Genomic DNA, 25,223 nt, shown 5'->3' with positions numbered 1-25,223 from the left:
CTTCGGTCGGTTCACCGTGCTGTTCCCAAGAACCGTGCTGTTCCCAAGAAAGGTCAAGGATGATGCAGAAGACCGTCCACCTCGACAGGATCAGCGAGCAGTACCAGGCCTCGAGCACCCAGTACGACAGCGTGAAGAACCTTCCTTACGCCTTCGTCGAACGGGAGACACTGCTCGGGGGCCTTCCCGATCTGACCGGGAAGTCGGTGCTGGACGTCGCCTGCGGCACCGGCTACTACTCGCGCCTGTTCAAGCGTCTGGGCGCCGAGCACGTAGTCGGTGTGGACATCGAGAAGAGCATGATCGACTGTGCCCGGGAGGTCGAGGAGAAGGAGCCGCTGGGCATCACGTTCGACGTCTGGGACGCCGCGCAGTTGCCCGTGCTCGGCGAGTTCGACGTCGTCGCGCCGATCTGGGCGTTCGTGCACGCCAAGGACGTCGAGGAGTACTACGAGATGGTTCTGCGCTGCACCCGGAACCTCAAGTCCGGCGGCACCATGGTGGCGCTGTGCTCCAACCCGGACATCGACATCGAGAAGATGTCGGTCTACCCGCGTTACGGCCTGTCCATCACCCCCAAGGAAAAGCACGGGGACCTCCAGGTCATCCACATTCAGATGGATGTCGAACCGCCGGTCGGCTTCGACGGATTCTTCTGGCCCGCGGGTATCACCGAGGAGGCCATGGCCCGAGCCGGTCTGGTCGACATCCGGCGCCGGCCGAATCTGGCCCCGGGACACGTCGCGGGTGTTTCGACGAAGGGCTACTGGGCGGACTTCGTGGCGAACCCGCCGTTCGGTCTGTTCACGGCCACCAAGCCGTAGTCCGCCGGCATCCGCCGGAAATCCACGAAAGTCGGAGCCGCGCCCACCCAGCTGAGATGGAGAAAAGCCTATGAAGATCGCTGTATTCGGAGCGAATAGTTCGACCGGACGACGCCTCTCCGAACTGGCGATCGCCGATGGTCACGAGCTGACCGCCGTCGTCCGCCGGCCCGACAGTTTTCCGCTGAGCGACCCGCTGTTGCGGACGGTCGGCGCGGACGTATTCGACAAGGACGCGGTCGAGCAGGCGGTGATCGGGCAGGACGCGATCATTTCCATCCTGGGAATACCCTATGGGCGAGAGCCCGTCACGGTGCTTTCCCGGGGGCTCACCAACATCACCGACGCGATGTCCGCGCACGGCGTCAAGCGGTTGGCCTGTGTGAGTTCTCGACTGCTTGCGGTCAGCTCTCCTCCCTCGGCCGGGGAAAAGCCGCTCCAGGAGTCCTTCCTCTATCGGCGGATGATCTATCCGACGCTGACCAGGATCGGTCGCACGCTCTACGCGGACATGCTTCGCATGGAGCAGATCGTGCGCGCGACCGATCTGGACTGGACGATCATCCGGCCGTCGGCGCTCTACAACACGGACACGCTCACCGATTACCACTTCGCCGCACCGGAGACGCCGGGTCTGTATACCTCGCGCATCGACCTGGCGCATTCCCTCCTGCGCGAGGTGACCGAGAACGAGCATGTCCGAACGGTCACCGCGGTGTTCACCACGAAGGGTGTTCCGACCTTTCGTGACGTGCTCGTGAAGGAAGTTATGCGGATCGGTTCCTGGGGCAGCAAGTAGCCACGGGAGCAGGCCCGTAGACGGGAGATGACGGCACCATCCGAAATGGATGGTGCCGTCATCTACCTATATGTGACATCGTCTCCGAAAATCACCCCCGGATCCCAAAGCGCCTCCGAACGGGCCGAGTTGTGTCCGCGGCGGCAGGCTTGTGTCTCATATGGGAGCACCTGTCCGGTGGTGCGCCCGCCCGTCGTGGTGGGTGATGCGCTGTCGGGGCGGTTGGTGCCGGATCGTCTGTGGGAGTTGGTGGTTCCGTTGTTGCCCGGGTTCGGGGTGCGGCGGCAGGGGGGTGGTCGGGCGCCGGTGGAGGAGCGCGCGGTGTTCACGGCGGTGGTGTTCGTGCTGACCAGTGGGTGTGCGTGGCGGCAGTTGCCGGCGTGTTTCGGGGTGGCGTCGCCGACGGCGCATCGTCGGTTCATGGTGTGGACGAACGCGGGGGTGTGGCCGCGGCTGCACCGGGCGGTACTCGACCACCCGCACTCGCGCGAGGCAATCACGCGGTGCGAGGCGGTCGTTCCGGTCGCCGGCCGGTCCGGGGCACCCGGATCCGGACCGGCGGGATCCGGCCGTTCGTCTCAGAGCGAGAATGAGTCGGCGCCCTCCTCGACACCCCCACGCCGGCCCCGCTGGGTGACGTTCGCGAACCGCGCCGTCGACCCCGATCGAGCGCTGCGACCCGCCGCGTACCGATCCCGACGAGCCGACTCCCGTGCAGGTCAGGGATATCGACGGAGCCCGAGACAGTGGGCGGCGACCCCACCCGGGCAGCCCGCCGCGGCGGGTCCGGGCACGTGCGGCTTCGGCCCGCCGGCCCGATCTTCGCGACTCTCCGCAGGGGGCGCGGCCCCCCGCCGGTCGCCGGCCGGCCGGCCGAACCATATAAGACGCGGAAGCGCGCTGTGGCGTTTTGATGCCACAGGTGTGACAATCTTGATCCATATCATGGCGGCATCCGGCCGCACACTCAAAGGAGCGTTTCAAGGGGGAGATGCACCGATGGGGAAAGATTCTCGACTCGCAATATCTCTGGAAATCCTGCAGTGGACTCCGGAGCGTTTGGCCCGAGAAATCAATCGACGGTACGGGGATGGCACCGTCAGCCTTAAGGCGCCGTACGGTTGGATCAAGGGAGCATATCCGCGGGGGCGGGTACCCGGCTTCGTGGCAACCATTTTATCGGAAAGTCTCGGCCGAGTGGTCGAAATCCGCCATATCTGGCCGCAGCGTTTTCCCGAGGCGGAATCGACCGGAAACGACGGCGATCTCCGACTGAGCCCGCCGTGGTCCGAGGAGCACGTCGACCGCATCCTCCGTCCGCTCGTCGAGCAGGACGACGAGGAACAACTGCAGGCGCCCTTCCTGGTGCCCGGCGCGGGCTTGGTGCTGCTCGCCGTGGACTGGCTGACCGCCGAGAGCAGGCCGGCTTCCGCCCGCACGGAGGGCGCCGAGCTGGACCCCGAGATGATCGACATGCTCTTCGGCCGGATCGCCCGGCTGCGCCGCCTCGGCGACGCGCAGAACTCCGCCCTCGTGCTGAACTGGGTGGTGCACGAGCTGCGTTGGGCCCGACACCTGACCACAAACGCGTCCTTCGACGCACCGACCGCCAGGCGGCTGTACGGGGCCATCGCCGAACTGGCCCAACTCGCGGGCTGGTTGGCCGCGGATCACGGCAAGCGGGCGCAGGGCCAGCAGTACCTGATCGCCGGCCTGCGGGCGTCCGGCCTCGCGGGCGACCCGAACCTGGGCGCGTACATCCTGTCCTGCCTGAGTCATCACCTCATGCGCGGCGGCAACGGCCTGGACGCGCTGCGGCTGATCCGGCTCGCCGACGCCGGGGCCGACGCCTCGGCCCCGACCGTGCTGCGCTCGTTGCTGGCCTCGCACGAGGCGCGCGCGCACGCCCAGTTGGGCGACGAGGCGGCCTGTAGACGGTTGTCGGCGAAGGCCGCCGCGCTGTTCGACGCGTCGGGGGCGGAAACGGATCCGTCATGGGCCATCGGGCCCAAGCGACACCTGGCCGCCGGCGCGGGGCGCGCGCAGTTGGCCCAACGACGGAACAAGGCGCCCTACGTGTATCCCTCACAAAAGCGCGTCTCGGCCTGACCCGTGCGCTCGGCGGCTCCCCGGGCCCGCCGGCGCCGGGCACGGCCGCGGCCGCGGCGGGGTCACAGGCGGCACATGCCTCACCGGCGGCACATGAACACGTGGATCACAGGGACTTCGGCGACTCCTTCGCGCCCGTCGCGCCTCGCGGGGACGCGGGTGAGCCGGCGGCCGGACCTCGATGCGACCGGACCGGCGTTGCCGGTTGCGGGTCCTCGGCCGGCGCGAGCCAGCCGCCGAGGGTGTAGGTACCGGCACTTCGCGCGGACGACGCGGGGGAGCCGACGGCCGCGTTCGCGGACGAGCGGGGTGGTGTCCTCGACGTCGTCGCTTCGGCCGGGTCCAGCCGGCCGCCGAGTGTGTAGACGGAGTTCTCCCCGGGGTCCGGGACCGCCGGGGTGACGGACGGCGAGCCGGCGAATTCCCGTGTGCCGTGCAGCCAGGCGACGAAGTCGTACAGCTCGGCCGGCGACATCGCGGACAGCGCCCTGTTGCGGGCCTCCGCCGCCGCGTCCGCGGCGTGCCACAGCGCGATGCTGTCCCGGGCCAGCCGGTGCACCCGCGCGGTGCGCTCGCGGCGGACGGCGTTGTACCGGCCCAGACGGGCCGTGAACCACCCTGCCGGGCAGTCCAGCAGCTCACCCAGGACCACGGCGTCCTCGAGGGCCATACATGCGCCCTGGGCCGCGTAGTGGAGCATCGGGTGCGCCGCGTCGCCGAGCAGGGCGACCCGTCCGTCCGTCCAACCGTCCACCGGTTCCCGGTCGACCAGCACCCACGCCTTCCAGTCGGCGCCCAGTTCGAGCAGCCGCCGCGCGCTCGCGCAGAGCGCGCCGAACTCGCCGAGCACCTCGGACGCCGGCACCGACACCCCCGAGAACGTCTCGGCGGGCGCGTTCTCCGCGCTGGGCGCCAGGTTGAGAAAGCGGCCGCCGGCGATCGGATAGTGCACGAAGTGCCGTCCCGGTCCGGCCCACCACGTCACCGACATGTGGCGCAGCCGCGTCGGTACCCGCTCCATCGGCACGATCGAGCGGTACACGGTGATGCCGGCGTTGCGCGGCGCGCCGTCGCCGACCAGTTGCGCGCGGACCGCGGAGTGCAGCCCGTCGGCGCCGATCAGCGCGTCGGCGCCCAGGCTCGCCCCGTCGGCGAGCAACACCCGCACCGCGTCCGCCTCGTGCGCGTAGCCGACCACCGCGTGCGCGGCCCGCAGGTCGATCCGCGCGTGGCTTCGGCAGGCGTCGAGCAGCAGCCGGTACAACTCGCCCCGGTGCACGACCACATAGGCGTTGCGAAAGCGGTCGCGGTAGTGCCGGTCCAGCGGCATGGCCACCACGTGTTCCCCGGTGACCCCGTCCATGAAGCGCAGTTCGCCCACGGGGACGGCGATCCGGGCGACCGCCTCGGCCAGGCCGAGGCGGTCGAGCGCGTGCATCCCGTTGGGGGCGAGCTGGATGCCGGCGCCCAACTCGGCGAACTCCGCGTTGCGTTCGCACACCACGACGTGGTGGCCGCGGGCGGCCAGGGCGAGCGCCGAGGCGAGGCCGCCGATGCCGCCGCCGGCGACGGCGATCGTACTCACGCCGGTTCCCCGATCTGCGACCCGCCGGAGGTGCCGTCGAGCAGTCGGATCAGCTCCAGGCGCTTGATCTTGGTGGTGGCCGTCTGCGGCAGGTCGGCCTTGCGCCACTGCGTCGGCTCGGCCATCGGCGGCAGATCGGCCACCGCGGCCCGCCAGGCGGCGTGGTCCAGCGGCCGGTCGCCCTTGGTGCACACCACCGGTCGGGGCGGGCCCTGTGGCATCGGCACGATGACCACCTCGGCCAACTCGTCGAGCCGGGTGAACAGTCGGTCCTCCACGTCCAGCGTGCTGCCGAAGCCGGGGATCTCGTCCACCTCCCGGTCCATCAGGTGCAGGCAACCCCACCGGGTGCGGTAGCCGAGGTCGCCCATCCGCCACCACTCCCGGTCGGCCTGCTTGTGGAACCGCTCCTGCTCGCCCAGGTAGGTGCGGATACGACCGTCGCTGCTGATCTCGATGAACCCGGGTGAGGTCGGCGAGGGCGGATTTCCGTCCCGGCTGATCACCCGGACCCCGGTCATCCCGGGGAAGGGGATGCCCACACACCGTCCGTCGGCCTCCGCCGAGCGGTTGCGCCCGTAGGAGCGCGCCACGCTGGGGCCGACCTCGCTCTGTCCGTAGATCTGCCCGAACTTCGGCGCGCGGCGCCGGGACGCGCCGATCAGGGTGCGCACCGTGCGCGGGTGCAGCGCGTCGAAGGTGCTGCTGAAGAACTTGACGTTGGACAGCGGCGCGCGCGGGTCGTCCGCGAGCCGTTCCCAGCTGAGGTAGGTGTTCGGGTGCGCCTCCAGTACGGCCGGCCGCCAGCGCGCGAACAACGTCGCGGCGTGCTCCGGGTCCGGGTTCGCCAACACCGCCACCGGGAACCCGCGAAGCAGCGAGATGGCCAGCGCGGTGAACAGCCGGGAGTGCACGAACGAGACGTGCATGGCCACCGTTTCGCGCCGGCGCATCAGCGTCGTCGCCAGCGCCTGCGGCCGGTAGCGGGCCTCCAGGCTGTAGCCGGTGTGCACGGCCAGCTTCGGGATCCCGGTGGTGCCCGAGGTGTGCGTCACCAGCGTCGGGTGCTCCGGCGGCATCCACAGCGCCGGGACGTGCGGGGCCGCGGCGGGCTCGGCCAGGCTTGTCGCGCGCGGGTGTTCGCCCGCGGCCAGCAGGACCCGGTCGGCGTGGGTGAACACCGTGTCGGGAAGCGCGGATTCGAGCTTGGCGGCGTCGGTGATCAGCACCGGCCGTTCGACCCGGTCGAGCAGCGCGGTCACCGTCTCGCCGTCCAGGTACGGGGACAGCAGCACCGGCACGGCACCGATCCGCGCGGCCGCGACGGCCAGCAGGGTGATGTCGAACGCGTTGCTCTTGTACACCACCACGTGGTCGCCGGGCCGTACCCGCGCGCGCCACAACCGGGTGCCGAGGTCGCTCACCAGTTCGGCGGCGTCCGCGATCGTCATGCCGCGGCCGCGTCCGGGGGCGATGTCCAGGTCGTGGTCGAGCATCAGGACGTTCGACGGGTATTTGGCGGCGGCCCGGTCGAACAGCGTGCCCAGGCGTATGCCGCGATTACCTATGCGCTGCAGAAGCATGTGTCATTCTCGATTCACCTGTATCATATCGGCGCCGGCCGGTCGGGGTGCGCTCAGTCGGCCTCGATGACCTTTTTGAGTCGCGCCACGGTGGCCGCCATGTCCTTTTCGAGCTTCGCTCCCCATTCGGCGAAGAATCTCTTCTTCTCGTCCTCGGTCATTTCGGCGGTGATGCCCCGGATTCCCTCCGTGGCGGTGCCCATCCGGAAGGTGTGCACGAGGGCGGATCCGCCCGGGGCCGGGGCGATGTCGAATCCCCAGACGCTGTCCTGGGCCCGTCCGTCGTTGGTCCGCATCGCCCAGCGGAAGCGGCGCCCGGGTTCGGCGGCCACCACCTCGGCGTGCGTGTGCCAGACGCCGCGGACCACGGGGGCCCACGAAACCACGTCCGTACGACGGAAGTTCTCGCCGCGAAAGACCGATCCGACCGCGCCCGGCGCGCCCTCGACCCATTCCCCGCCGGTGCACTCCTCGCTCCACTCGCGGCAGCGCGGCAGGTCGCTGAGCACGGCGTAGACGGCCGCCGGCGATTTCCCCACGCGCGTTTCGAAAGCGACCTCGAACAGGGGGGTGGTAACGCTGCTTTCACTCATGGATGAAATCATCCCGGGCGCCGGCCGCCCGGTACAACGAAACGGTGGCCGGATTCGTCAGGTGTCGTCGAACGTCGTCAATCCGCGCCGCGTGGCCCGTCCCATTCGACGAGTGCCAGACCGACGGCCATGCCCCCGCCGAAACCGGCGAGCAGTACCGAATCGCCGGCTTCGAAGCGGTCGGCGGCGGCATCCAGGGAAATGGGTATGGACGCCGCGCCGGTATTTCCGAAACGTTCGACGGTGGTGTGCGTGCGCTCGATCGGGAAGCCGAGGTCGTCGGCGAGGGCCTCGATCATCCGGCCGTTGGCCTGGTGCGGCACGAAGTGCGGCGGCCGCGCGGGGTTCGGCGCGTGCTCCGCCAGGAAGGCGCGGATCAGCGGGCCGACCTGCTCGGCGACGAAGTCGCGGACCGCCCGCCCGTCCATCCGGAAGTAGTGCAGTCCCTGATCGAGGGACGCCGGCGAGGCCGGGATCCGCGAGCCGCCGGCGGGCACCCGGATCAACTGGCGCTCCGCCGGATAGGTGGCCAGTCGGGTGGCCAGCACCCCGCGACCGGCACCGGGGCCGAGCACCACCGCGCCCGCGCCGTCGCCGAACAACACCGAGGTGCGGTGGTCGCTGGGATCGAGGGTGCGCGAGTAGATGTCGGCGCCGATCACCACGGCGTGGCCGCCGGTGCCCCGGATCATCCGCTCGGCGGTGGTGAGCGCGAAGACGAAGCCGCTGCACACGGCGTTGAGGTCGAACGCCGGGGTGCCCGCGGGGACGTCGAGTTCGGCCGCGACGGCGGCGGCGGTGGGCGGTTGCGGCGAGTCCGGCGTGGACGTCGCCACGATCACGAGCGAGATCTGTTCGGCCCGGACGCCGGCGTTGCCGAGGGCGGCGCGCGCGGCCATCGCCGCCAGGTCCGAGGTGGCTTCGTCGGCCTTGGCCCAACGGCGCTCGCGGATCCCGGTCTTGCGGGTGATCCACTCGTCGGTCACTCCGGCGGGTGTGCCGACGTCGGTATTGGTCACCACGTCGCCGGGGAGGTAGGAGCCGGTACCGAGGATCCCGACCGCGTCCCCACCCGGTGCTCCGACTGCGTGCGTAGTCATATTCACCCATCTCGTGTCGGCGCGGAACGGCAATCCGGGCCGACGACACGATCGACGCCCGGTGCGGCCGCTCTGCCCGGAAAGATTGGCAGCGGTGTCGCGGGATTTCCAGGCAATGCATCGGGAACTGTCATCTCGGTCGGCGGCGCGGAAACCGACCCGTCCGCAGAAGGTGACAGACTCACCGCCGGCACATCGACACTCCCCGACGCCGAAAAGTAGGGTCGAGTATTGCTGTGCCGGATCGTCTGGACGAAGGACATTCATGCGGACAAGCGCTTCCGTGGCCGTGGGCACGCCTTGGTCGAACGCCATCGACGTACATCACCACATCGTTCCCGAATTCTATGTCGAGGAACTGCGGAGACTCGGGTTCGCATCGACGTTGCCCGGCGTCGACAAACCGGCGTGGAAAATCGAAACCAGCCTGGACATGATGGACCGGCAGGGAATCCGGGCGGCCGTGGTCAACATCTGGCCGGGGGTGCCGGCGGTGGACGCGGACACCGGGGCGCATCTGGCCCGGTGGATCAACGAGTTCATGGCGGAGCTGGTGTCCCGGCACCCGGGCAGGCTGGGCGCCTTCGCGGTGCTGCCGCTGCCGCATGTGGACGCGGCCCTGGCCGAGTTGGAGTACTGCCAGGACGTGCTCGGCCTCGACGGCGTCGGGCTGATCACCAACTACAACGGGGTCTACCTCGGCGACCCGTCGCTCGACGAGTTCCTGGCGGAGGCGGCGCGCCGCCGGGTGCCGATGTTCGTGCACCCGACGGTACCCCCGTCCACCGGCCAGCCCGCCTTCGGACTCCCGGCCTCGCTCTGCGAGTTCCCGTTCGAGACGGTGCGGCTGACCGCGCAGCTCCTGTACAACCGCACGCTGGAGCGGCACCCCGGGCTGCGGCTGATCCTGTCCCACGGCGGCGGTGGCATGGCGTACTTCGCCGGCCGCCTCGCGCTCGGGCCGCTGATCGTCTCCGACCTCGCCGAGCGGCTGCCCGAGGACCCGATCGGATACCTGCAAAAGCTCTACTCGGACACCGCCATGATCGGCGATCCGCACGCGTTCGCCTCGGTGCGCTCGTTCGCCCGGCCGGACCGGATCCTGGTCGGCTCCGACTTCCCGTTCATGCCGGAATCGTTCAGCGCGGAGAACGGCCGATTCATCGTCGACCACGGCGCGTTCTCGCCGGACGAGCTGACCCGCATCCAGTTGGGCAACGCGGCCGAACTCTTCCCGCGATTCGCGGACCACTCGGAATCAGAAAGGGGATCGCTGACGTGATCGACGACGCCATGGTATCCGCATACCTGGATCGCATCGCCGCAAACCGGCCGGAGCGGGCCGACTTGGAATCGCTGCGCGAGTTGAACCGAAGGCACCTCTTCGCGGTTCCCTTCGAGAATTTGAGCTATCACCTCGGCGAAGACATCCTGATGGACGAAAGGGTGGTCGCGAAGGTCGTCCACGAGCGTCGGGGCGGCGGTTGTTACGAGGTCAATCCGGCACTTTCCTTCCTGTTGCAAAGCCTCGGTTACGAGGTTTCGATAATGCCGGGCCGGGTGTGGATCAAGGGAAATCTCACCGCCCCGCTGTGCCATCTCGCGCTCAAGGTCCGGATCGACGGCGGGGAATGGCTCGTCGACGTCGGCTTCGGTCGCAACAGCAGGTATCCGCTGTCCCTGGACACCGACGCGGTCCAGGAGGACCCGAACGGCGCGTTCCGGATCGAGCGGGCCGACGACGGCGGCATCGACGTCGTGGCGAACGACACGGCGCTGTACCGGGTCTACGACGTGCCGTGCGAACTGTCCGACTTCGCGCCCACGCTGTGGTGGTATCGCACCGCGCCGGACTCGCCGTTTTTGCAGAACCTGTTCTGCTCGCTGCCGACCGAGACCGGCCGGGTCACCCTCAAGGAGGACCGGTTCAGCCGGGTCGAGGGCGACCGACGGGAGAGCGTGACGATCACCGACGAGCACGAGCTGTTGACCGCGTACGACAAGTGGTTCGGCATCAAGCTGGACCGGCTGCCGGTCAAGGTGATCACCGACGGCACGGTGCAGATCGCGTTCGACTAGGGACGCGGATCGGAGCGTGGTGCGGGGCCCGGGCGAGCACGTCGGCGCGCGGGCCCCTCGTCGCGTCCGCGCGTGCTCATGTGTCTCGTGTGCGGCGGGCGGTGGCGGCCAGGGCGATCGCCTCGCCCCATTCGATCTCGTCGCGCGAGTGCGGGTGGTCGAGTACCGCCCGGTGCAGCCGCGGCCACACCCCCGCGTTCGTCCACACCATGAACCGACGATGCGCCGTCGGCGACGCCACCCCGAAACACGCCGGCAACTGCCGCCACGCACACCCACTGGTCAGCACGAACACCACCGCCGTGAACACCGCGCGCTCCTCCACCGGCGCCCGACCACCCCCCTGCCGCCGCACCCCGAACCCGGGCAACAACGGAACCACCAACTCCCACAGACGATCCGGCACCAACCGCCCCGACAGCGCATCACCCACCATGACGCGCAGCATGCCATGGCGGGCCCTCCCGGATGTGGGCAACTCCCTTACGCTCACGCCCGTTTCACGCTTCGTACCCGCGTGTGGACACAGCGGTCGGGAGTGCGGTCGAACCCCGGACACGACATCGCCCCGAAGCCCGCACGAAGCGGACTTCGGGACGATGTCCGGATGCCGTCCCCCGTCAGGTCGCCGCGCCCACCGCGACCACCTCGAACGGGGTGCCCTGCTCGTCGGCGACCAGGACGCTCGGGCCGCGCGGCGTGTCGTACGGACCGGTCACGACGGACCCACCCGACGCGGTCACCTTCTTGATCGCGGTCGCCACCTCGGCGACCCCGAACGTGACCAACCAGTGCGACGCCGCCCCCGCGCCCGCCTCGGCGAGGCCGGCCACGGGGCGGCCGTCGAGCCGCAACACGACGCCGGCCGCCGCGTCCGGGCCACCGCCCGGCCCGCCCGGCCCGTCGGGTTCGGGCGTGACCGTGTAGCCGAACACCTCGACATAGAACGCCTGCGCCGCCGCGTGATCCCGGGTCAGGCACCGGTGCCACACCGCCGCGCCGGGTACGTCCGCGACCTCGGCGCCGAAGTACTCGTCCGCCTGCCAGATCCCGAACACCGCCCCGCCCGGGTCGGCCGCCACCGCGAACCTGCCGTGCGTGCCGACGTCGGTCGGCTCCACCGTCAGCGTTCCGCCCGCCCGGACGATCCGCTCCGCCACCGCGTCGGTGCTCTCGACCGCGATGCAGACGAGCCACGCCGACGGCGCGCCCGCCGGCTCCTCGAACCGGGGACCGATGTCGGCGACCGTGCGACCGGCCAGACTCGCCGTCAGGTAGTGGTCGTACTCCTCGCCCCGGTCCAGGAATTCCCATCCGAACAGGGCTCCGTAGAACTCGCTCGTGTGTTTGGGGTCGAAGACCCGGACCTCCACCCAGCAGGGCGTACCCTCCGGCCACGCGGTGTCGCGAAATGTCATGCGGGGTTCCTCGGTTCGTTCGTGTCGCCGGACGGCGCCCGTCACCGGATCGTGCTCGCCTCAGATGTCGAGGCCGAATTTCCGCAGCCGTTCCTCGCTCACCAGGGTGATCCCCGGCTCGGGTTCGAGTCCGCGCTTGAGCGCGCCCGCGACCTGGAGCGTGCGCAGCGTCTGGTACTCGATCGCGCCGAGGTTGTCGTCGGTGACGCTGCTCGCCTCGTGCCGCGAGATGGTGCCGGTGCCGTACGGCGCGCCGTTGCCGGGCTGGTGCAGCACCGCCGCGGCCGAACCGTTGGAGACGATCACCGAACCCCAGTGGCAGAACGCGTTGTGCAGCGCCAGGATCGTCGCCTGCTGGCCCGCGTGCGGCATCGATCCCGAAGCGAACGCGGAAACGGCCTTGTTCATCAACTTGCCCGGAATGGCGACCGGTCCGGTGTGGTCGAAGAAGTTCAGGATCTGCGGCGCGGGCAGTCCGTAGTGGACGGGCGTGCCGATCATGATCGCGTCGGCCCACACCAGGTCGTCCAGGCCCGCCTCCGGGATGTCCGCCGTGGCGGTCGCCAGATCCTGATACGCCTGCTTGTCCAGGATCATCGGGTCGGGCAACTCGGCCACCTTGCGCACGCGCACCTCGGCGCCCGCGGTCCGAGCCGTCTGCGCGGCCTTTTCGACGAGCTGGTAAATGTTACCGCTGCGCGAATGGAAGATGATGGTGATGTTGGTCAAGGGGTACGCTCCCGGTGAGCCGATATCGTCTCTGCGTGGGCAGATATCGCCGACATCATGCCGGGTCGACAAAAGATCGGCCCAGGCATGATTTCGGGATCTGTCAGGTCCGCCTGGGTATTGCCGGGTCCGGAAAACCCGAGGTGACAGACATGCCCCCCGGTTCTGTCCGACTCCGCCGCCTGATGCTGTACTCGAACCATGTCTGCCATTCGAAACGACGTACGCCTTCCCGCCGAGCCGGCCGAGCTCCTGCACACCTTCGTGGGCGCCTTCAACGACCGAAACATCGAACTGCTCCAGGAGCTTTTCGAACCGGAGGGCATGCATGTGCGCGAGCCGGGGGTCACCACGGCGGGCGCGCGGCGGCGGGCCGCGCTGCCGATGGTGCTGCGCCATCGCATCCCGATCGCCGTCTCGCTGCGCAACGTCTACGTGGTCGGCGACATCGCCCTGGTGATCAACGACTACGTGCACGACGGGGTGGGTCCGGACGGTGTCCACGTGCACATCGAGGGCACCGCGACCGATGTCGCCCGGCGGGGGGCGGACGGCTGTTGGCGGTACGTGATCTCCAACCCGTCGGGCACGAGCTGAACCATCGCGGGCGGCCCCGGCCGACCCGCGGCGCGCCCGCCCGGCGGTAGGCGCACGGCGGCGCCGGCCGGTCCCGGCACCGGGTTCGAATTCATTTCCCGGTGCGTATCCACGCCCGTTTTCGATCCGGGATTTCGGCCCGTACCGGCACCCTCGCAGACGGTAAATCCCGGGCCAAGCCGATTTCCGCGAATCTGTCAGATGTCCGGCCAGCTGACAGACTCGCACCGACCTGACGAACCGGAACCCCCGCCCTTGGCGCGTTCGGACAAAAGAGCGAGGGTGGGGGCGTGTTCTCTTTCGTCGTTTCGGATCACCGTCCAAGTAAATTCCGAGACCGGACGGCCGCGCCGAATAACCGCGGCCGTCCGGGTGGGCATTCAATCGCTGGAGCCGGCATTGACCAGTGACCTGCTGCCGATTCTGCGGCAATCGGCCGCGCAACAGCCGGACTGGGAGGACGACGCCCAGATCCACAATGTTCGACAAACGCTTGCGGCACGCCCCGGCCTGGTCGGCGAAACCGACGTGCGTACGCTGCGCCGCGGCCTCGCGCAGGTGAGCGCCGGCGCGGCGGAGGTGATCCAGGCCGGCGACTGCGCCGAGGATCCCGGGGAGTGCGGCGAGGCCGATGTCGCCCGCCGGATCGCCGTCCTCGACCTGCTCGCCGGTGCGATGGAACGGCTCGGCCGCCGCCCGGTCGTGCGCGTCGGACGCATCGCCGGCCAGTTCGCCAAGCCCCGATCCCGCCCGACCGAGTATGTCGACGGCATCGAACTGCCGGTATACCGAGGCCACTTGGTCAACGGCCCGAAACCGGTGGCGGAGGAGCGGCAGCCCGATCCGCTGCGCCTGGTCACCGGTTACCTGGCCGCGTCCGAGATCATGGGACACCTGGACCGGCACCGGGCCGCCCACCCCAGGGTGCCGGTGTGGACCAGCCACGAGGCTCTGGTCCTGGACTACGAACTGCCCCTGGTACGGCGGACCGAGTCCGGCGACCTGCTGCTGACCTCGACGCACTGGCCGTGGATCGGCGAACGCACCCGCCAGGTCGACGGCGCGCACGTGGCGCTGCTCGCGAAGGTGGTCAACCCGGTCGCGGTCAAGGTCGGCCCGGACATCGACCCGGCCGAACTCATCGAACTGTGCCTGCGGTTGGACCCGGACCGCCTGCCGGGCCGACTCACCCTGATCATCCGGATGGGCGCGGACACCATCGCCGAACGGCTGCCCGCCCTGGTCCGCGCGGTGCGCGCGGCCGGTCATCCGGTGGTGTGGCTGAACGATCCGATGCACGGCAACACCGTGGTGACCGAACGCGGTTACAAGACGCGCTACGTGCGCACGCTCCGCCGCGAGGTCGCCGCGTTCCGCGCGGTGCTCGCCGAAGCCGGCGAACACCCGGGCGGCGTGCACCTGGAGACCACCCCGGACCAGGTCACGGAGTGCGTGTTCGACACGTGGGAGGCCGACCGGGCGGGCGAGGTCTACACCAGCTTCTGCGATCCGCGCCTGACGGTCGAGCAGGCACTGCTCGTCCTGGCCGCCTGGGACGCCGAGGTCGCGCCCGACGCGTGGACGGCGGCCGAGGCCGGGTCGGGCTCGGCACATCAAGCGACAGGAGGGCAATCGACATGACGAACGAGGTCGCGGTGGTCACCGGCGCCGCCGGGGGGATCGGCGGCACGGTGGTGCGCGCGCTCGGCGAGCGCGGCACGACGGTGGCGGCGGTGGACCGGGACGCGGACCGGCTGCGCAAGTACGTCGCGGAGCTGGTCGCCGAAGGCCTGCCCGTGACCGCCTTCCCCGCCGACGTCACCGACGCGGACGAGGTCGAGGCCACCGTGGCCGCGGTCGAGGCGCAGCTGGGCCCGGTGCGCTTCCTGGTCAACGCCGCCGGCGTATTGCGGCTCGGCCCGGTCCGCGAGATGTCCGACCGCGACTGGGCGGACATGTTCGCGGTCAACGTCGGCGGGGTGTTCCACATGTCCCGCGCCGTGGTCGACCGGATGGCGGCGCGCGGCGAGGGGGCGTTGGTCACGGTGTCCTCGAACGGCGGCAGTACGCCGCGCGCGAAGATGGCCGGCTACGCCGCCTCCAAGGCCGCGGCCACGATGTTCACCAAGTCGCTCGGCCTGGAGGTGGCCCGATACGGCATCCGCTGCAACGTGGTCGCGCCCGGGTCGACCGACACGCCGATGTTGTGGTCGATGTGGCACGACGACAGCGGGCGTACGCACACGCTGGAGGGCGACCCCGACGCGTTCCGCGTCGGCATCCCGCTGGGCAAGCTCGCCCGGCCCGAGGACGTCGCCGCCGCGGTGCTCTTCCTGCTGTCCGACCAGGCCGGGCACATCACGCTGCACGAGCTGACGGTCGACGGTGGCGCCACGCTCGGCGCCTGAAAGGAAAGCCATCATGCCCGGTATCCCGGACATTGCCCCATATCCGCTGCCCGGCGAGAGCGATCTGCCGGCCAACACCGCCCGGTGGACGGTGGATCCGGACCGTGCGGTCCTGCTCGTGCACGATATGCAGCGCTACTTCGTGCGCCCGTTCGCCGCCGCCCAGCGCCGCGAACTGATCGACAACATCGTGCTGTTGCGGGAACGCTGCGCCCACCTCGGGATGCCCGTCGCGTTCACCGCCCAGCCGGGCTCGATGACCGCCGAACAGCGCGGCCTGCTGCTGGACTTCTGGGGTCCGGGCATGCGGGTGTCCGCCGAGGACCGGGCCGTTGTCGACGAGTTGGCCCCGCGTCCGGGCGACTGGCTGCTCACCAAGTGGCGCTACAGCGCCTTCTTCCGCTCCGACCTGCTGGAGCGCATGCGCGCGTGCGGCCGCGATCAGCTCGTCGTCTGCGGGATCTACGCGCACGTCGGCGTGTTGATGACCGCCGTGGACGCGTTCACCAACGACATCCGCACCTTCCTGGTCGCCGACGCGGTCGCCGACTTCTCCGCGGCCGACCACGCCCTCGCCCTGGAATACGCCGCCCTCCAGTGCGCGGTGGTCGCCACCACCCGGGGGCTGCGCACCGACGACGGCCCGCTCGTCCCGGTCGTGGCGGGCGCGTCGCCCGCCGGGGCCGAGGCGACGAGGATCGGGGCCGCGAGATGAGCCGTACACCCCCGGCCGAGGACGCGGCCCGGGCCCTCCTGGAACGGGTCCTGGCCGCCGACCCGCCGCCGTTCGCGCTGCTGTACCGCCCCACGGTCACCGCCGGCGACCGGGTGGAGATCCTCACCGGGGACATCGGCGTGGTGGACCGCGTCGCCGACATCCCCATCCCCGACTCGCCCTACGGACCGGCCGGCCCGGACGTGCTGGCGCTGCTGCCGTACCGGCAACTCGGCGAACGCGGCCTGCCGGCGCCCGACGACGGCGCGCCGCTGGTGACGCTGACCGTCCGGGAGCAGGCCACGCTCGCCCGCGCCGACGTGCTCGACCGACTGCCGGACACGGAGATCGACTGGACGGACGGGCACTTCGACATCGACGACGACGCCTACGCCGCGTTGGTCGCCGACGTGCTGAGGGACGAGATCAGCGCCGGCGAGGGCGCGAACTTCGTGCTCAAGCGCCGCTTCCTCGCCGACATCACCGACTACACCCCGGCCACCGCCGCCGCGTTCCTGCGCCGCCTGCTCGCGCACGAATCCGGCGCCTACTGGACGTTCCTGGTGCACACCGGCACCCGTACCCTCGTCGGCGCCAGCCCGGAACTGCACCTGAGCCTGCGTCAGGGCGTCGCGGTGATGAACCCGATCAGCGGCACCTACCGGTATCCCACCTCCGGGCCCACGCTGACCGGCGTCATGGACTTCCTGCGCGACCGCAAGGAGACCTACGAGCTGTACATGGTCGTGGACGAGGAACTCAAGATGATGTCCCGGGTCTGCGACCAAGGCGTCCGGGTAGTGGGGCCGTTCCTCAAGGAGATGGCGCGGCTCGCGCACACCGAATACCTCATCGAGGGGCGCACCGACCGCGACGTCCGCGAGGTGTTGCGCACCACGCTGTTCGCGCCGACCGTCACCGGAAGTCCGGTGGAGAGCGCGGCCCGGGTGATCGCCCGGTACGAACCGGAGGGCCGCGGCTACTACTCCGGGGTGATCGCGCTGTTCGGCCGGGACGGCGCCGGACGACACACGCTGGACTCGTCGATCCTGATCCGTACCGCCGACATCGACGCCTCCGGGCGCATGGCCATCGCGGTCGGCGCCACCCTGGTCCGCGACTCGCAGCCGGCCGCCGAGGTCGCGGAGACGTGGGTCAAGGCCAACGGCCTGCTGGGCGCGCCGCGTTCGGCCGTGACGCCGGTCCGCTCGCTGGGCGGACACGCGCGGGTCCGGGCCGCGTTGCGCGAGCGCAACACCGACCTGGCCCGCTTCTGGCTGGACGGACCCGGGAGCGACGCGGGGGAGTTCCCGAACCTGGCCGGCAGGCACGTCCTGGTGATCGACGCCGAGGACGCGTTCACCGCGATGATCGCCCACCAGCTGCGCTCGCTCGGACCGCGGGTGAGCGTGCGCGGCTACGACGAGCCGTACTCGTTCACCGAGCACGACCTCGTGGTGATGGGCCCGGGACCCGGCGATCCGCTCGACCACGGCGATCCGCGCATCGAGCGCCTTCACGACGGCATCAAGCAACTGCTCGCCGAGCGGCTGCCGTTCCTCGCGGTGTGCCTGAGCCACCAGGTGCTCAGCCATCAACTCGGCCTGGATCTGCGCCGCCGCGCGACGCCGCATCAGGGTGTCCAGAAGAGCATCGAACTGTTCGGCCGCCCCGAACGGGTCGGGTTCTACAACAGCTTCGTGGCCCGCAGCGCGTTCGACCGGGCGTATCTGCCCGACGTCGGGACAGTGGAGATCTGCCGCGAGGAGGGCGTCAACGAGGTACACGCGCTGCGCGGACCGCACTTCGCGGGCGTGCAGTTCCACGCCGAGTCGGTGCTCACGCGCGACGGCACGCGCATCCTGGGCACGTTGATCGCCGACGTGCTCGACGCCGGGCGACACCGCGCGACCGCGTCGGCCCGAGGTGCGGAAGGGGTGCGTCCGTGAACACCACGCCACACGAGATCGCCATCATCGGCACCGGTCCTCGCGGGTTGTCCGTGTTGGAGCGGCTGTGCGCGAACGAACGTGCCCGGCCGACGCACGAGAGCCTGGTCGTGCACGTCGTCGACCCGGCCGCGCCCGGCGCCGGCGCGGTCTGGCGGATCGAACAGTCGCGGCATCTGCTGACCAACACGGTCGCCTCGCAGACCACCGTCTTCTCCGACGCCGCGTCGCGGATCGACGGACCGATCGAGCCCGGACCGAGCCTGTACCAATGGGCCGCCGACCTCGCGCTGCGGCACGCGGCCGGGGGCGTCGAAGCGGACCGATACGACCCGGCCACGCTCGCCGAGGCGGGCCGGCTCGGGCCGAACGACTACCCCACGCGGACCCTGTGCGGCTGGTACTTCGCCGACTGCTTCCGGCGCATCCGGGACGGCGCGCCCGCGCACGTGGAGATCCGCGAGCACCGCTCGCGCGCCGTGGCCATGGCCGACACCCACGGATTCACCGGCGGGCCGCAGGGCGTGCGACTGGCCAACGGGACCAGGCTGAACCACCTGGACGCGGTCGTGCTCGCCCAGGGACACGTCGCGGCGCGGCCCACGCCCCGGGAGGAGCGCACGGCCAGCCTGGCGCGGATCAACCACCTGACCTACCTCACCCCGACCAACCCGGCCGACGCCGACCTCGACGGCGTCGCACCCGGTCGGCCCGTACTGCTGCGCGGCCTGGGCCTGTGCTTCTTCGACTACCTCGCGCTGTTCACCCTGGGCCGCGGCGGCCGGTTCGAGCAGGTCGAGGACCGAACGGTGTACCGGCCGAGCGGCAACGAGCCGATCCTGTACGCCAGTTCCCGGCGCGGCCTGCCCTACCAGGCACGCGGCGAGAACGAGAAGGGCGCGCACGGCCGCTACTTCCCGCGCCTGCTGACCCCGGACTACGTGGCCGGACTGCGCGCGCGGTCCCGGCAGGGCGCGCCGATCTCCTTCAAGCAGGACCTGTGGCCGCTGATCGCCCGCGAGGTGGAGACGGTCTACTACGAGACGCTGCTCCGGCGGGGCGGTCGGGGCGAGGAGTGCGCCGAGTTCGCCGAGCGGTATCTCACCGCCGGGCCGGCCGAGCGCGACACCGTGCTCACCGACCGGGGCATCACGCTCGCGGACCGCTGGAGCTGGGACACGATCGCCGATCCGCTCCGGGGACGGGAGTTCGCCGACCGGGACGCGTTCCGCAAGTGGCTCCTGGAACATCTCACCGAGGATGTGCGCCAGGCCCGTCAGGGCAACGTCAGCGGCCCGTTCAAGGCCGCCCTCGACGTACTGCGCGACCTGCGCAACGAGGTCCGCCTGGCGGTCGACCAGGGCGGCCTGGACGGGACGTCGCACCGCGACGAACTGGAGCGCTGGTACACCCCCCTGAACGCGTTCCTGTCGATCGGCCCGCCACCACGCCGGATCGAGCAGATGATCGCGTTGATCGAGGCCGGCGTGCTCGAATTGACCGGCCCGGACACCCGGATCCGGATCGACACCCGCACCCCCTCCTTCATCGCCGACTCCACCACGGTCCCCGGGCCCACGGTGCGGGCGCAGATCCTGATCGAGGCGCGGTTGCCGGAACCCGACCTGCGGCGCACGGCGGATCCGCTGCTGCGCCATCTGCTGCACACCGAGGCGTGTACGACCTTCCGCGTCCCGAGTGCGGGCGAGGACGAGTACGACTACGAGACCGGCGGGCTGGCGGTGACCGAACGGCCGTACCGGGTGATCGACGCGCACGGCCGGGCGCACCCCAGGCGCTTCGCGTACGGCGTGCCCACCGAGGCGGTGCACTGGGTCACCGCGGCCGGGATCCGCCCCGGCGTGGACTCGGTGACCATCGCCGACGCGGACGCGATCGCGCGCGCGGTGCTCGCGCTGGGCCCGAGCCGGCGCGAGATCGACGCGGCGACCGAGGGCGAGCACATCGAGGTCGTGGTATGACCGACGCCGCGGGCGAGCGACTCCCGCTCGTGGACGCCGGGTTGTTGTCGCCGGTGCGCGCGGGCACGCCGGTGGAGGCGGCGGTCGGCGACGCGGCGTGGTTGCAGGCGCTGCTGGACGCCGAGGCCGCGCTGGCCCGGGCGCAGGCCGCGCTCGGCCTGGTGCCGGCCTCGGCGGCCGAGGTGATCACGTCCGCCGCGCACGCCGACCGGTTCGACCTGCGGGCCCTGGCGGTGGACGCGCGCGAGAGCGCCAATCCGGTGGTCGCCCTGGTCCGGGCGCTGACCCGGGTGGTCTCCGCGATCGATCCGCACGCCGCGCGCCACGTGCACCTGGGTTCCACCAGCCAGGACATCTTCGACACCGCCGCGATGCTGGTGGTGCGGCGCGCGGCGGCGCTGTTGCGCGCGGATCTGGCCCGGGTGGCGAAGGCGTTGGGCGCCCTCGCCCGGCGTCACCGCGACACGCCGGTGGCCGGGCGTACGCTCGCGCTGCACGCGGTGCCGACCACGTTCGGGCTCAAGGCCGCGGGCTGGCGGCGGCTGGTCCTGGACGCCGATCGGCGGGTGGCCGCCGTGTCGAACGGGCTGCCGGTCTCGCTCGGCGGCGCGGCCGGCACCCTGGCCGGGTACGTCGAGGCGGGCGCCGACCCGGAGCGGCTGGTGGCCGCGTTCGCCGCAGAAACCGGGCTGTGCGCGCAGGTGTTGCCGTGGCACGCGCTGCGGACGCCGATCGCCGACGTCGGTGCGGCCTGGGCGCATACCGCCGGTGCCCTGGGCAAGTTCGCGGTCGACGTGCAGTCGTCGACCCGGACCGAGGTCGGAGAGGTGGTCGAGCCGCACGTGCCCGGGCGGGGCGCCTCCTCGGCCATGCCGCAGAAGCGTAATCCGGTACTGGCCACGCTGATTCGCAGCGCCGCGCTGCAAGTGCCCTCGCAGGCAGCCGTGTTGACTCAGTGCATGCTCGCCGAGGACGAACGCTCGGGCGGCGCGTGGCACGCCGAGTGGCAACCGCTGCGCGAGTGCCTGCGGCTGACCGGCGGCGCCGCGCACACCGCCGTGGAGTTGGCCGAGGGCCTGGTCGTGCGGCCCGAGCGCATGGGTGTCAATCTTGCCCTCACCGGCGGCGCGATCGTCGCCGAACGGGTCGCCGGCGTGCTGGCCGCGCACCTGGGCAAGCCGGCCGCCGCGGCGCTGCTCAACCGCGCCGTCGAGGCGGCCGACCGGCGGGGCCGCCCGCTCGCCGACCACCTCGCGGGCATGCCCGAGGTGGCCGAGCATCTCGACGCCGCCGAGCTGACCCGGCTCTGCGACCCGGCCGGCTACACCGGCGCCGCCGCCGACCTGGTCGAGTGGTCCCTGCGCGCGGACCCCGGGCGCTGAGCGGACCCGGGCCGGTCGGTGTCCCCCGCCGACCGGCCCGCCACCCACCCGGTACCCGGTATCTTCCGCGCGACAATATTCCCGGTATCCCGGTATCCCGGCCCGCGTGTTTCGGTGAAATTACAGGACGTGCACTATCGGTGCGCATCCGACCGCAACGCTGACCGGCCTGACCCGGTGATGACCAGTCTGACCGCGCCCCGACCTTGCCGGCGAACTATCGTGCGATTAAATTCGAACCGCATTGACCTGAAAACGGCAGCAGGTCGGGTGCGGCGGATGCGGGTCCGCGGCGCCACGGCTTTGTCGTGAGTCCCGGTGCGGCCCTCGATCGGTCGGCCGGATGAAGGGGGATCAATGAATACGAGCGGACGGCTCCACGACTCGGAAAGGTCGTCGGGCCCGATCGTGGCGGCGGGGCCGAGAAACCCGTCGGTTTATTTCCCCCAACGACCCGTATTGGTTGTCGAGCCGTGATCGCCGGAAGAATTCGGACGCGCTAGCCGCTCCCCCCGGGCCGAGTCCGTGCACCGCCCCGGACGCCCGTGCGCCGCCCGGCGGTCGTGCCCCCCGACGATCCCGTGTCGCCTGACGTGCGGTCGGCCGCGGTTGGCCGCGCTGGCCGGGTGCCCGGCGGCCCCGGCGCGCGCTGCAGGGTCCGCGCGCGCCGGGATCGCGGTCGGCCGCGTCACCCCGTATTCCGTGAATCCCACCCCCCGCCCCTCGCTCTCGCCTGTCGCATCGGATATCGCCCCCAACGACGACGCCCCCACGCGGCGTGTCACAGCCATGCCTCGTCGTTCTTTTTCAGGCTGCCGTTTTTCGTTGCCGATTTCTTTCGGAAGTGAACCGTTCGTTCAACAACAGGAGTGGTAATGGCGCTCGCCAACGGCAGCCCCAATCATGCGTGTCTGCCGAAATTCGCCGACGGTGGCGCGGATTCCGAGGCGGCCAGAAAGGTGACCCTCGATCGTTTGGTCGCCGAGCTTTCCCCGATTATTTTCGCCTCCCTGCCGAGGGCGGATCAACGACGTAAAGGCGTCATGTATCTCCGTGGGCTGCTCGGCGCTCCGGGGCGGAAGTCGGTACGGAATATCGCCGCCTTTCTCGGCAAGCAGGTGAACGACCAGGGGCTGCATCACTTCATCAACGACTCCACCTGGGACTGGGAACCGATGCGGGAGGCGCTCGGGCGTTATCTCGCCCGGCACACCTCACCCCATGCCTGCGTGTTGCAGCCGATGATCATCCCGAAGTCGGGCACCCACTCCGTCGGGGTCGCCAGGACCTTCTCCTGGGAGCGGGGCCAGGCGGTGACCGCACAGCAGGTGGTCGGCGTGTGGGCGGTGTCCGCCACCACGGCGAGCCCGGTCAACTGGCGGCTGCACCTGCCCCCGACGCGGTCGCGCGGGCGGGGCGAACGGGATTCGTCCGGGTCCGAGACGGGCTACGACACGCCGGAGGATTCGATGGTCCGGGCATATCTGGAAACCGCCATGCGGCACCGAATACCGGATTGTCCGGTGGTGTTGAACGCGGAGCGGCTGGACGGCATCGGAGTCGTGTCGAAGCTGAGTGCGGCGGGCGTGTCGCACATATCCAAAATCGCCGAGGACACCTGGCTGCTCCCCGCCGACCCGGCTTTACCCGGGTGGGGCGACGAACCCCTCCAGGCAAGCCGGATCGCGCGGCTCGTCAAGGTCGGCCGGAAGCGCATGTTCCTCATTCCGTCGGGCACCGACGAGGCCGCCGAACTCGTCGCCACCGTCCGGGTCCGACTGCCGGCCGTCCCCGACGGAACCCGTCGTTCCCGCAGCGGAATCGGGGACTTCCTGTTGCTCGGCGTCGGCGGCATCGGCGGACAGTGGCCGGCGGAACTGTGGCTGACCGATCTGACCAACGCCGACCACGCCTCGTTGTTGCGCCTGATCCGGCTCAGTCGGCGGGTGGAGAGCCTCGGCATGCCGCGTGCCGAGCAGGTGGGGATCCGGGACTTCGCCGGACGATCGTTCGCGGGCTGGCACCGCCATGCCACCCTCGCGTCGGTCGCGCACGCGGTCACCGAACTCGCCGAGCACAAACTGAGCATTGCCTGACGTACGGCCGATTCGCCGCGCCCCCGGCACCGGTGCTTCCACGCGTTCGCTCCCGAGGCGGCCCCGCGGAAGTCACCGGCGCCGCCGGCGCGCAGGCGGCCACGGCACATGTCCCGCCGCCGGCGCCTCGGCATGGAACGGCGCGCCGGCGGTCACCAGGCGAGCAGGGACACCGGGCGAGCCCGAGCACGGGCGAGCCCGAACACCACCAGGTGAGCCCGCATATCAGGCGAGCCCGACCACCAGGCGAGCCCGAACCACCCCGACCCGACCGGAGAATTCGAGCACATGCGCGCAGCCTTCATCGACTCGCTGGGACCGGCGGAGAACATCCGATACGGCGAACTCCCGGCGCCCACACCGGGACCGACCGACGTCCTGGTGGACGTCCTCGGCACCACCGTGAACCCGGTCGACATCCTGCTTCGTTCCGGGGTCTTCCGCACGCCCGTCGGGTTTCCGCTGGTGATCGGCCGCGACCTGGTCGGCACGGTTGCCGCGGCCGGGCCGGGCGCGCCGGGCTTCGCCGTCGGCGACCTCGTGTGGGCCAACAGCCTCGGCCACGGCGGTCGACCGGGCGCGGCGGCCGAACAGGCGGTGGTGGCCGCCGACCGGCTCTATCCCCTCCCGGCCGACGTCGATCCGACGGCGGCGGTCGCGGTGGTACATCCCGCCGCCACCGCGTATCTGGCCCTGTTCACCCACGGCCGGGTCACGGCAGGCGACACGGTCCTGGTACTCGGCGCGGCCGGGAACGTCGGCAGTGCCGTGGTGACCCTGGCCGTGGACGCCGGGGCCCGGGTGATCGCCACCGCCGCCGCCGCGGATCTCGACCACTGCCGGGCCCTCGGCGCCGACGCGGCCTTCGACTACCGGGACCCGAAACTCGTCGACCTGATCGCCGCCGCCTGCCCCGACGGGGTCGACGCGCACCTGGACTGCTCCGGCCGCAACGATCTGACCGAGGCGGTCGAACTGCTCGCCCCGCGCGGCCGGATCGTGCTCCTGGCGGCGACCGGCACCGATCCGGTGTTGCCGGTGCGCCGCCTCTACATGAAGGACTGCTCGATCGCCGGTTTCGTCATCTCGCATGCCACGTCCGGCGAACTCGCCGAGGCGGCGCGCACCGTCAACCGCCTCCTGGCGAACGGTCGACTCCGGGCCCGCACGCTCGAACGACAGCCGCTGAGCGCCGCCGCCGAGGTGCACCGGCGGATGGAGCAGGGCCGGTTGCACGGCAGACGCGTGGTACTCCTGCCCGGCGGCTGAACCGGT

Annotated in this window: 21 protein-coding genes and 1 pseudogene; 15 read left to right on the top strand and 7 right to left on the bottom strand. The window is 70.7% G+C overall.

The annotated features are described in order from the left end of the window. Nucleotides 1-59: 59 nt before the first annotated feature. The 4 genes and pseudogenes from ACFRCG_RS08370 to ACFRCG_RS08355 all read left to right on the top strand — a co-directional run bounded on the left by ACFRCG_RS08370 (nt 60) and on the right by ACFRCG_RS08355 (nt 3,732). Nucleotides 60-824, top strand: a complete 765-nt coding sequence (locus ACFRCG_RS08370; protein ID WP_380030006.1) for a class I SAM-dependent methyltransferase — start codon at nt 60-62, stop codon at nt 822-824. 70 nt (nt 825-894) lie between these two features. Further along, on the top strand, nt 895-1,623 hold the full coding sequence (locus ACFRCG_RS08365) for an NAD(P)-dependent oxidoreductase (protein WP_380030005.1): 729 nt from the start codon (nt 895-897) through the stop codon (nt 1,621-1,623). Between the two features lie 27 nt (nt 1,624-1,650). After that, nucleotides 1,651-2,070, top strand: a pseudogene (locus ACFRCG_RS08360) (transposase); the annotation flags it as partial. A gap of 750 nt (nt 2,071-2,820) precedes the next feature. After that, nucleotides 2,821-3,732: a hypothetical protein gene (locus tag ACFRCG_RS08355; protein ID WP_380030101.1), complete on the top strand. Its 912-nt coding sequence runs from the start codon at nt 2,821-2,823 to the stop codon at nt 3,730-3,732. A 106-nt stretch (nt 3,733-3,838) separates the two neighbouring features. Here the strand turns inward: ACFRCG_RS08355 and ACFRCG_RS08350 are convergent, their stop codons facing one another. The 4 genes from ACFRCG_RS08350 to ACFRCG_RS08335 all read right to left on the bottom strand — a co-directional run bounded on the left by ACFRCG_RS08350 (nt 3,839) and on the right by ACFRCG_RS08335 (nt 8,593). Then, a complete protein-coding gene (locus tag ACFRCG_RS08350) occupies nt 3,839-5,317 on the bottom strand; it encodes an FAD-dependent monooxygenase (protein WP_380030004.1) in 1,479 nt (492 codons plus the stop codon). Next, nucleotides 5,314-6,900, bottom strand: a complete 1,587-nt coding sequence (locus ACFRCG_RS08345) for a class I adenylate-forming enzyme family protein (RefSeq protein ID WP_380030003.1) — start codon at nt 6,898-6,900, stop codon at nt 5,314-5,316. Before ACFRCG_RS08345 ends, ACFRCG_RS08350 begins: the two co-directional genes overlap by 4 nt. A 53-nt stretch (nt 6,901-6,953) precedes the next feature. Continuing rightward, complete coding sequence (locus ACFRCG_RS08340) at nt 6,954-7,493, bottom strand: SRPBCC family protein (protein WP_380030002.1); 540 nt, start codon at nt 7,491-7,493, stop codon at nt 6,954-6,956. 77 nt (nt 7,494-7,570) lie between these two features. Beyond that, a complete protein-coding gene (locus tag ACFRCG_RS08335) occupies nt 7,571-8,593 on the bottom strand; it encodes a 3-oxoacyl-ACP synthase III family protein (RefSeq protein WP_380030000.1) in 1,023 nt (340 codons plus the stop codon). A 265-nt stretch (nt 8,594-8,858) separates the two neighbouring features. On the opposite strand from ACFRCG_RS08335, the gene ACFRCG_RS08330 reads away from it, so the two are divergent. Together ACFRCG_RS08330 and ACFRCG_RS08325 are read left to right on the top strand one after the other, a co-directional pair. Further along, nucleotides 8,859-9,875, top strand: a complete 1,017-nt coding sequence (locus ACFRCG_RS08330; protein ID WP_379996756.1) for an amidohydrolase family protein — start codon at nt 8,859-8,861, stop codon at nt 9,873-9,875. Continuing rightward, on the top strand, nt 9,872-10,672 hold the full coding sequence (locus tag ACFRCG_RS08325; RefSeq protein WP_380029999.1) for an arylamine N-acetyltransferase: 801 nt from the start codon (nt 9,872-9,874) through the stop codon (nt 10,670-10,672). Before ACFRCG_RS08330 ends, ACFRCG_RS08325 begins: the two co-directional genes overlap by 4 nt. A gap of 76 nt (nt 10,673-10,748) precedes the next feature. Here the strand turns inward: ACFRCG_RS08325 and ACFRCG_RS08320 are convergent, their stop codons facing one another. The 3 genes from ACFRCG_RS08320 to ACFRCG_RS08310 form a co-directional block, all read right to left on the bottom strand. Next, the gene (locus tag ACFRCG_RS08320; protein ID WP_380029998.1) at nt 10,749-11,108 is read right to left on the bottom strand and encodes a transposase; all 360 of its coding nucleotides are present in this window, start codon (nt 11,106-11,108) and stop codon (nt 10,749-10,751) included. A gap of 184 nt (nt 11,109-11,292) precedes the next feature. After that, entirely contained in the window at nt 11,293-12,090 is a 798-nt protein-coding gene (locus ACFRCG_RS08315) for a VOC family protein (RefSeq protein ID WP_380029997.1), read from the bottom strand. 60 nt (nt 12,091-12,150) lie between these two features. Beyond that, a complete protein-coding gene (locus ACFRCG_RS08310) occupies nt 12,151-12,819 on the bottom strand; it encodes a flavodoxin family protein (protein WP_380029995.1) in 669 nt (222 codons plus the stop codon). Nucleotides 12,820-13,020: 201 nt separating this feature from the next. Here ACFRCG_RS08310 and ACFRCG_RS08305 point away from each other — a divergent pair, with 201 nt between their 5' ends. From ACFRCG_RS08305 to ACFRCG_RS08265, 9 genes are all read left to right on the top strand, one after another. Next, nucleotides 13,021-13,416 carry a YybH family protein gene (locus tag ACFRCG_RS08305; protein WP_380029994.1) on the top strand — a complete coding sequence of 132 codons (396 nt, stop codon included), beginning with the start codon at nt 13,021-13,023 and terminating at the stop codon, nt 13,414-13,416. Nucleotides 13,417-13,815: 399 nt separating this feature from the next. Then, a complete protein-coding gene (locus ACFRCG_RS08300) occupies nt 13,816-15,057 on the top strand; it encodes a 3-deoxy-7-phosphoheptulonate synthase (protein WP_380029993.1) in 1,242 nt (413 codons plus the stop codon). Further along, on the top strand, nt 15,054-15,824 hold the full coding sequence (locus tag ACFRCG_RS08295; protein ID WP_380029992.1) for a 2,3-dihydro-2,3-dihydroxybenzoate dehydrogenase: 771 nt from the start codon (nt 15,054-15,056) through the stop codon (nt 15,822-15,824). Before ACFRCG_RS08300 ends, ACFRCG_RS08295 begins: the two co-directional genes overlap by 4 nt. 13 nt (nt 15,825-15,837) lie before the next feature. Then, a complete protein-coding gene (locus tag ACFRCG_RS08290; RefSeq protein ID WP_380029991.1) occupies nt 15,838-16,539 on the top strand; it encodes an isochorismatase family protein in 702 nt (233 codons plus the stop codon). Then, nucleotides 16,536-18,488, top strand: a complete 1,953-nt coding sequence (locus tag ACFRCG_RS08285) for an anthranilate synthase family protein (RefSeq protein ID WP_380029990.1) — start codon at nt 16,536-16,538, stop codon at nt 18,486-18,488. Before ACFRCG_RS08290 ends, ACFRCG_RS08285 begins: the two co-directional genes overlap by 4 nt. Further along, nucleotides 18,485-20,470 carry an FAD/NAD(P)-binding protein gene (locus ACFRCG_RS08280; protein ID WP_380029989.1) on the top strand — a complete coding sequence of 662 codons (1,986 nt, stop codon included), beginning with the start codon at nt 18,485-18,487 and terminating at the stop codon, nt 20,468-20,470. The genes ACFRCG_RS08285 and ACFRCG_RS08280 overlap by 4 nt, the downstream gene beginning before the upstream one ends. After that, a complete protein-coding gene (locus ACFRCG_RS08275; protein WP_380029988.1) occupies nt 20,467-21,852 on the top strand; it encodes a lyase family protein in 1,386 nt (461 codons plus the stop codon). Before ACFRCG_RS08280 ends, ACFRCG_RS08275 begins: the two co-directional genes overlap by 4 nt. A gap of 875 nt (nt 21,853-22,727) precedes the next feature. Continuing rightward, on the top strand, nt 22,728-23,948 hold the full coding sequence (locus ACFRCG_RS08270) for an IS701 family transposase (RefSeq protein ID WP_380029987.1): 1,221 nt from the start codon (nt 22,728-22,730) through the stop codon (nt 23,946-23,948). Nucleotides 23,949-24,236: 288 nt separating this feature from the next. Continuing rightward, nucleotides 24,237-25,217: an NADPH:quinone reductase gene (locus ACFRCG_RS08265; protein WP_380029986.1), complete on the top strand. Its 981-nt coding sequence runs from the start codon at nt 24,237-24,239 to the stop codon at nt 25,215-25,217. Nucleotides 25,218-25,223 lie beyond the last annotated feature (6 nt).

The organism is Embleya sp. NPDC056575 (genome assembly GCF_042793325.1).
Classification (GTDB): Bacteria; Actinomycetota; Actinomycetes; order Streptomycetales; family Streptomycetaceae; genus Embleya.
This window is presented reverse-complemented; position numbering and strand designations above follow the sequence as displayed.